Source organism: uncultured Dialister sp. (assembly GCF_900538805.1).
GTDB lineage: Bacteria > Bacillota > Negativicutes > Veillonellales > Dialisteraceae > Dialister.
The window spans coordinates 1-8,468 of the sequence record NZ_UPZP01000096.1 but is presented as its reverse complement, the minus strand read 5'-3'; the positions used below and the strand labels follow the sequence as shown (position 1 = coordinate 8,468).

7 protein-coding genes and 1 tRNA gene are annotated in these 8,468 nt (G+C 51.2%); 5 read left to right on the top strand and 3 right to left on the bottom strand.

The window, feature by feature from the left end; all coding sequences use genetic code 11:
• Positions 1–197: 197 nt before the first annotated feature.
• The gene (locus QZQ29_RS07925; RefSeq protein WP_296962103.1) at positions 198–473 is read right to left on the bottom strand and encodes a hypothetical protein; all 276 of its coding nucleotides are present in this window, start codon (positions 471–473) and stop codon (positions 198–200) included.
• Between QZQ29_RS07925 and QZQ29_RS07920 the strand changes: the two genes are divergently transcribed.
• Positions 463–1,254 (top strand): Fic family protein, encoded by a 792-nt coding sequence (locus tag QZQ29_RS07920; RefSeq protein WP_296962101.1) that lies wholly within the window; start codon positions 463–465, stop codon positions 1,252–1,254. The genes QZQ29_RS07925 and QZQ29_RS07920 overlap by 11 nt on opposite strands.
• Positions 1,255–1,833: 579 nt before the next feature.
• Here the strand turns inward: QZQ29_RS07920 and QZQ29_RS07915 are convergent.
• On the bottom strand, positions 1,834–3,276 hold the full coding sequence (locus QZQ29_RS07915) for an alanine/glycine:cation symporter family protein (protein ID WP_296962099.1): 1,443 nt from the start codon (positions 3,274–3,276) through the stop codon (positions 1,834–1,836).
• Between the two features lie 1,044 nt (positions 3,277–4,320).
• Between QZQ29_RS07915 and QZQ29_RS07910 the strand changes: the two genes are divergently transcribed.
• The gene (locus QZQ29_RS07910; protein ID WP_296962096.1) at positions 4,321–5,619 is read left to right on the top strand and encodes a peptidoglycan-binding protein; all 1,299 of its coding nucleotides are present in this window, start codon (positions 4,321–4,323) and stop codon (positions 5,617–5,619) included.
• Between the two features lie 1,182 nt (positions 5,620–6,801).
• On the opposite strand, the gene QZQ29_RS07905 is transcribed toward QZQ29_RS07910, so the two are convergent.
• Positions 6,802–7,485: an MmcQ/YjbR family DNA-binding protein gene (locus QZQ29_RS07905; protein ID WP_296962094.1), complete on the bottom strand. Its 684-nt coding sequence runs from the start codon at positions 7,483–7,485 to the stop codon at positions 6,802–6,804.
• A gap of 138 nt (positions 7,486–7,623) precedes the next feature.
• Here QZQ29_RS07905 and QZQ29_RS07900 point away from each other — a divergent pair.
• The 3 genes from QZQ29_RS07900 to QZQ29_RS07890 form a co-directional block, all read left to right on the top strand.
• A tRNA-Ser gene (locus QZQ29_RS07900) sits at positions 7,624–7,714 on the top strand.
• Positions 7,715–8,007: 293 nt separating this feature from the next.
• A complete protein-coding gene (locus tag QZQ29_RS07895) occupies positions 8,008–8,232 on the top strand; it encodes a helix-turn-helix domain-containing protein (protein WP_296962092.1) in 225 nt (74 codons plus the stop codon).
• The coding region (locus QZQ29_RS07890) for a hypothetical protein (RefSeq protein ID WP_296962090.1) at positions 8,232–8,468 on the top strand (237 nt) is incomplete at its 3' end. The genes QZQ29_RS07895 and QZQ29_RS07890, both read left to right, overlap by 1 nt.

Here is an 8,468-nt window from a genome sequence, read left to right as displayed (position 1 = left end):
GTGGCGAACGTAGTGAGCCAATCAGCAGAATGTTTCTCATGCTCTATGATACAGGAAGGTATATCCCGTAACGTAAGGCTCCTTCCTTAGGAAGGAGCTGCCCGATAGGGCTGAGGAACACCGAAAAAATCAGTAAAGAACTGACGCTGTTCCTCCGTCGCCTGCGGCGCCACCCCCCTTCCTTGGGAAGGGGGCTTTTACTCTCCGTCATGCAGCACTGTAGACACAAAAGTAAATCCCGTAGCGCTGACTATATACTCATTGCCGCCAAAGGCGGCGATACCACAACCCTCAGCGGCGAAGCCGCTGTCAAACCTAAGAACCTTAAGAACCTTCGGGCCGAAGGCCCGTCCAACTTTTTCTCTGAACCCTCTGAACTTTTTTTCACATATCCTTCTTTGACTGCCTGCAATGATTATGTCTATGGTAAAATATGAGTATACCAATACAGGAGGATAGGATATGAAGGCCATAGACATGCTCATTTCTACATTAAGAAAAGAAGAGAAAGCCCGGTACAATGGCGGTATTTATCGGAAGACCCAGGTGGATATGGCGTACAACAGCAACCACATCGAAGGGAGCCGCCTGTCCCATGACCACACCAGGGAACTGTTCGAGACCCGCTCCCTTTTGGCAGAAAAAGACGAGGTCATCTATGCTGACGATGTGGTGACCGCCAACAACCATTTCCGTGCGTTCCGCTTCATGCTTGACCGCTATGATACACCGCTGACGGAAGATTTCATCAAAACCATTCATCGTCTTCTTATGGAAGGGACTGCGGCGGAGAATGCGGGATTTCCTATCGGTGACTATAAAAATCAGGACAATATCGTAGGTGACAGGAAAACGGCACCTGTGGCAGACGTACCACGCGCCATGGCGGCCATGCTGACAGATTATCATGCGTCGGACCATAGCTTTGCTAAACTCATAGATTTCCACTACCGCTTCGAGGCTATCCATCCTTTCCAGGACGGCAACGGCCGTACCGGCCGTCTACTTCTCTTCAAAGAATGTCTTGCTGCAGGGATTATTCCCTTCATCATCGCCGATGACAAGAAACAGTTCTACTACCGTGGCCTCCGAGCCTATGAAACAGAACCGGGCTATTTACGCGAAACCTGCGGGGAAGCGCAGGATAACTACCTCCTTCTCTGCTGCCAGCTCATACGAGGATTTCGGGATGAGGCGAAAAAAGAAGGCCTTATCCGTACGGAACTGCTGCGGATATTGGACCGGAAGAAATAAGACATTGGGAAAGGCGATAGGTGGTAGAAGATAGACGATAGACATCAGACTTCCCGCATCCTAACTGGTCATTTTTCGCTTTTGCTCTACGTCTTGCGGGTACTGGTGACATAAAAGTAAATCCCGTAACGCAGGCTCCTTTCTCAGAAAGGAGCTGGGCGAAGCCCTGAGGATAGGTCCGAAAAAATCAGCAAAGAGCTGACGCTGTTCCTCCGTTGCCTCCGGCGCCATCCCCTTCCTGTGAAAGGGGGTTATAACCTGCGGCGGAGCCGCCACCTTTCCCCTGAGCGGCAGCGAACACAACCTTTCTATACAACCCGCCGCCGCAGGCGGTGCACAGCGAACACATTTTGAAGGAGCGCCAGCGACGCGCAAAATGTAGTGAGTCGTTTCTCCACGGGAAAGCATGTCACTGGATTCTCAGGTCGCTATGCTCCCCTACGAATCCAGTTCCTTTGCCACCCTTTAGGGGCCATAACCTCCAGCCCCGCAGGGGCTGGACACCTTCCCTTTTGAACCTTCTGAACCCTGCAAAAAAAGACCTCTGCCGAAGCAGAAGTCTTTTTTTGATGGTACCGGTTATTTTTCCATCCGTTTCATATGGTTGGAGTTATTTTCATCATCCCACCATACGATGCCCTTTGTATCAGGCAGTGCATTCTTATGGAAAAGAGGCACCTTGATGCCCTTTTTCAGCTGGTTTTCATAATCCATAAGGCAGGCTCTTGCCTGGGGGAAGAGGAGCAGGATGGCGGTGACGTTGGTGAGAACCATGAAGGCCATGAAGAGGTCCGCCAGGTTCCAAACCAGCGGCAGGTCCGCAATGGAACCCCAGAAAATCATGACGGCGATGAGGACGCGGAAGAGGTTCAGCGGCCATTTCTTAGGGGTGAGGTGGCCGATGTTGATTTCCCCGTAATAATAATTTCCGATGAGGGAGGTGAAGGCAAAGAGGAAAATCAGGAAGGAAACGGCCTTAGGCGCCCAGTCGCCGAAGTACTGCGCCAGGTCCCACTGGATCAGTTCGATGCCCGTAAGGCCGGTGGAGGCGTAATCGCCGGTGAGAAGGACGATGAAGGCGGAGGCGGAGCAGATGAAGAGGGTATCCACATACACGCCGAAAGCCTGGATGAGGCCCTGTACCACCGGATGGGTGGCGTCCGCAGTGGCTGCCGCATTCGGTACGGAACCTTCGCCGGCTTCGTTGGAGAAAAGGCCTCTCTTGAAACCGGTGAGCACAGCAGCGCCCATGCCGCCGCCAAATACTGCCTGCCAGTCGAAGGCATCCCGAAGAATCACATAAATGACATGGGGCATTTCCGTAATGTTGTACACCATGATGCCCAGAGCCACCACGATGTAAATTCCTGCCATCACAGGCACCATCCATTCCGTAACACGGGCAATGCGTCCCATGCCGCCGCAGATGACCAGCATGGCCAGCACAGTGACCACGCCGCCTACCATCATGCGGTCCAGCCCCAGCGCGTGGTTCAGGGCCAGGGAAATGGTATTCGACTGTACGGAGTTATAAATCATACCGTAGGTGACGGAAATCAGGATGGCAAATACGGCAGCCCAGATGCCATGGCCCAGTCCGTTTTTCAGATAATAGGCAGGACCGCCGCGGAATCCGTTTCCATCCTCCCGGGGCACCTTGTAAATCTGTGCCAGCGTGGATTCTACAAAACCGGTGGCCGAACCGATGACCGCGATAAACCACATCCAGAAAATGGCACCGGGACCGCCGGTGACAATGGCAATGGCAATGCCCGCAATATTGCCCACCCCTACGCGGGAAGCGGTGCTGACGCAGAAAGCCTGGAAAGGAGAAACCTCATTTCCCTCCGTCTTTTGTCCGGCAGTATGGGCGATGAGCTTGAACATACGGCCGAAATAGCGAATCTGCACGCCCCTGGTGCGCACGGTAAAATAAAAGCCCGCTCCCACCAGCAGGGCGATAATGACGGACGACCAGAGAAATCCGTTAATGGTGGAAACCAGATTGTTAAGTGATTCCATTTTTCCTCCTTGAAATGAAAGTTACGCATACATAATTATTATAATGTTTTTTCATACTTTATACAATACTATTCTAAAAGGGCATGCCCATCACAAAGAGGCATAAAGAGTGGGAGAGACGGTTGTCTGCCGGCCGCTGGCGGCTATCAGCTGTCCGCTGTCCGCTCGCGGCGACACCCGCTGGCCGGGCTGTAAGGTGTTCGCTTTATGTGCAGGCTATGCTCACATAATAGCCCGGCGCAGAAATGTTGCTGATTTCTGCCTAAGGAAGGGGACTCCGGCTCTCCGTCATTCAGCACTGGTGGCACAAAAGTAACTCCCGTATCGTCTTGCGTCCCCTTTAGGGTAAGAGGGCCACGAAGTGGTGCCGGGGTGAACGAGGCTGCGAGGCGAAATGATACTCAATGCTGAACTGACTGCCAATCGGCAGCCTTCCCGCCGATCGGTATTTAACAGATGCTGAGACACTATCGATTTTTACCGAGATCCTTCGCTATTGTGGAGACCCTGCAGAGGATTTCCAAGTCAGCCGAGGTTGGCCCTTAGCCTGCCCATAAAAGGGCCTTCCGATTGTCGGCTGACCGACCCCGGATGACAGTGTCCGGCGGGAGGGGGAGTACGTAATGCAGTCTGACGTCTGATATCTGACTTCTAACGTCTAATCCACGCCCCTATCCTCCGTCGCCTGACGGCGCCACCCCCTTCCTGGGGAAGGGGGCTTTTACTCTTCGTCGTGCAGCACGGGTGACATAAAGTAAATCCCGTAACGCTGACTATAAAACTCATCGTCGAAGGCGATACCGCCACCCTCTGAACCCTCTGAACCCTTTGAACCCGTGACGCAGCCGCCCCCATAATGGGCGCAGAACCTCCGATTTCCCTGATTTGTATACTATGTTTCCCACCGTAAAAATCGGCATTTTCGCACGGTTAAGGTAAGCTGAAAAACGAATCATCTGCACTCACAAAACAGGGAGTTTTACTCTTTTTTTTACAAATTCGCCGGAAAATGGTAAAATACAAGAGTCTATGGAGGTGATATGAATGCGTGCTTTATATACATGGGGATGCGCCGCAGCCATCTGGCTGGTGGCGTCTCTTACCGCGTCTGCCCAGACCTTGTCCGTCGGCATGTCGGGAAGTGAAGTGACTTCCCTGCAGAACGACCTGGTGGCGGCAGGCTATCTTGCACGTACAGTGGATGGAGATTACGGTTCCACCACAAAAGAAGCAGTGGCCTTATTCCAGAAGGCCAAGGGTCTGCCGGTGACCGGCAGGGCCGATGATTCCACCAGAGCGGCCATCGAAAGGGCGGCCGGAGCGGGCTATCGTCCCGGAGGCGGCGTGGTGTACGCCGAAGGCAACCGGGGCAGCATGATCAGCGATATGCAGGTCAGGCTCCAGGCGGCAGGCTATTTGAAAGGCGGCATTGACGGCGTATACGGTGAAGATACCACCAATGCCGTGCGGGCCTTCCAGAAAGCAAAGGGCATTCCCGTTTCCGGTGCCATTGATGAAATGACCTACAGCGCCCTTAGAAATGTGGATGCATCCTCAGCGCCTTCTGCTTCCTATGAAGAAAGCGGAGAAGGGGAGAGCTCTTCTGCAGGCAGCAGTTCCCTCTACAGCATCGGCGACAGCGGCAGCGACGTTTCATCGATCCAGCGGAAATTAAAGAAAATGGGTTACCTTGACGGTGCGGTGGACGGCATTTACGGCGGAGATACCGCTTCTGCCGTGAAAGCCTTCCAAAGCGACGAAGGCCTTTCCGCCACCGGCATGGTGAATGGCGATACCCTTTCCCGCATTACCTCCGAATATGCGGCCCAGAGCGGGGAAACTGTACTTTCCCCTGGAGACTCGGGAAAGAAAGTTATCCGGCTCCAGAACAAACTCCTCCTTCACGGATATAACCCCGGCAGCGTAGACGGCATTTACGGTGAAGGAACTGCCGAAGCAGTACGGCAGCTCCAGTCGGAGGAAAATCTGGTCAGAACAGGCATTGCCGACGGCGACGTATGGGACCGTCTCGACAATGCCCCCCGTTTCACAGGGAATTACAAAAAGGTCTTCCACATGGAAGCCACTGCTTACACCCCTAACGACGGTGACGGCAGAGGCCGCACAGCCATGGGCGGATATGCAGGCAAAGGCCATGCCGCTGTGGATCCCAACATCATTCCCCTGGGAAGCGAAGTTTACATTGAAGGCTACGGCTATGCCATCTGCGATGACATTGGCGGCGCCATCCATGGAAACATTATCGACGTAGGCGTGGACAACTATGACCAGGCCTATAAGTGGGGCATGAAACCAAAGGTAAACGTATACCTGATACGATAAGAAAAAGACCGGGCTTCCGGTCTTTTTTGATGGATAATTCGTATGTAGGCTATCAACTGGCGCTTTTGGGGAAAATGGTCAATGAATGCAGGCGGCTCTGCCGACAATATCAATAAAGCCCTCTATAACCGGCATTATTTGGAGCCAGCTGACGCAGCGTCAGTCAGGTAGTCCTTTTGAGGCCTGGATGGCCCACACAAAAATAGCCTGATGATGTCAATGCCGGTCTTTAGGGCCCCGTTTACATCATCAGGCTATTTTTGTACAATAAGTTAGGCCTTAAAAGACCTGCTGTACCGGTCAGCGTCGTCAATCCTCCCAATGCATCGAATGTTCCAAAAACGAGACTCCAGATGAAATTCAGCCCACCATGGGGGCGGGAAAGCAATCCCGTAACGCAGGCTCCTTTCTCAGAAAGGAGCTGGGCGAAGCCCTGAGGAACACCGAAAATAAGCAAAGACCTGACGCTGTTCCTCCGTCGCCTGACGGCGCCACCCGCTGGCCGGGCTTTAAGGTGTTCGCTTTGTGTACAGGCTATGCTCACATATTAGCCCGGCTCAGAAGTGTTGCTGACTTCTGCCTATGGAAGGGGGCTAAAAACTGCCGCGAAGCGGCCACCACAACCCTCGGGCCGCAGGTCCGTCAAACCTGAGAACCTTCGGGGCGAAAGCCCCGTCAAACTTCAGAACCCTCAGCGCCGAAAGCGCTGTCAAAGAGGCAATACCACAACTCTCAGCGGCCAAGCCGCTGTCACTAAGACACTACGAAAAGCCTGAAGGAGACTGGCCAGGTAGATCAAGGGCGCGCCAAACTACTTTTTCCTTTCATCTGCCGCGTCATAACGACGGTCTCTTTCAGGCTATTCGGTTAAACTCAGTGACAAACCATATTTTCCAAAGCTCCCAACCCATGGCGGAAGGGACTTCAGAACGCATCGAACGGACTCACATCCGGAGCTCTTATGGATTCATCTATGCGAGATGGCTTGCAGTATCGGCAGAAACCGGGTATTTTTTGGCGGCCGCTCCCCGGACCTTTCCTCCACTCTCATCTAATCCATATTATACAGGAATAGATAGAAAAAGAGAATAGAGAAATGATATAATGCATTGCCAATTATAAAACATAAGTGCTGATTATGAATTGAAGAAATGATTCAAGATAAACATCAACGATGCAATTTCATTCCGTCAGGGCAAAACTGGTTTCTATGAGAGCCATGACCTTCTCATCGGACACCGTTTCATCAAGCACCACGGAAATCCAGGTCCTGTGATTCATATGATAGGCGGGGTAAATACCGGGCATCTGAAAGAGACGTTCATCCTCCTTCGGGTCGATTTTCAGATTGATAATGTCCACCATATCCTCACTGGCGCTTTTATCTACCACACCCCTTTTCACATTCATAATCAGGGCAAACCACTTCCGATTACCCCCATGGCGGAAGGTTCCGTAAGACCGGTAACGAGCCATTTTAGAAAAGGGATAATCCGGCGCCACATGAAATTTGTCCTCCATGAAATCGGTGAGCCGGTTCGCCTGGTCCGACGTAAAAAGTACATCCATGCAGCAGGCGCCGGCGATTTCCAAAAGCAGATTCCTATAAGCCTCACGCACCATGTTCACATAGGCCCCGTTCGCCTCCCGCCGCCGAAGCTGGTCATACTCCTCTCCCGTCATCTGATCCACCACATGGCTCGACACAGCGCCGCTTTCCGATACCCTGAGCACCGCCTTGAAATCGCCGTCCATGAAATCCTTTTCCAGCATGAAATCCTGTCCCAACTGGCGAAACCCATAATCCGCCATCCGCTCCGGCAGCCACCGCTTCCTCGCAAACACAGCCTGCTCTATTTCCATCATCATCATCTCCGCATAAAAGAATTCTATTTGTATTCTATTCCATCCGGCAGTATATAGATAGGGGAGTATGGAAATACATTAAAAATGTCCTTGACAATAGGGCCCCTTATAGTGTATCCTTATACAAGTCAGCTATGTGGAGTGATACTCAAGTGGCTGAAGAGGACGGTTTGCTAAATCGTTAGACCGGTTTACCGGTGCGGGAGTTCGAATCTCCCTCACTCCGCCATTGAAAACGTCGATTTTATCGGCGTTTTTTTATTGCCTGTTTTTTGATTTCAAAGCTCCTAAAACCCTTAAAAATGATTGAAATTGACCGTCTGTTACAAAAACTGTTACTCACTGTGCAAATTTTTCCATTAAAAGTGCAGGAAAATGGTCATTTCCGTATTCAAAGGCAAAATTATTATTTTTTACACATCCATATGAAGGTAACGTCTTGCTGAGTTAGCCCATGACTCCTCCTTGTGCGAAAATACACTTGAAAAGTATTTTTATAGTTTTTTCATGGAGGTCATAGAAATGGGTGCTGAAAACGATAACAGTAAGAAAATCTTTTCCCCTAGAGAAGTCGCAGATATTGTATTTGGAGGAAAGGTTTCCTATAGCTTTGTACTGTACATGGCTCAGACCGGAAAGATTCCCTTTCATCGTGTCGGCAAGAGATACTTCATTTGGCACAACGAACTGGAAAAGTGGATTGATGCCAATGGAAAAGATACTGAGAAATGGAGGCAGGAAATTTAATGGAGTACGAAATTCTTTCAGGAAGTGCTTTCCAACGGAAGGAAGTCAAGGACAGGCATAAATGGGTGCTTCAGGTGCGAATTCGGATCCCAGGAAGGGTAGTTGTCACTAAGAACAAAACTGTACATGCAGTGTCCAAATCTGAAGCGCAGAAGAAGTTATTCAAGTGGCTATGGATATTCAGAAGGCTGAGGAGTTCAAAACTTCCAAGTTCTTCTGCAAGACCAACTTCGATA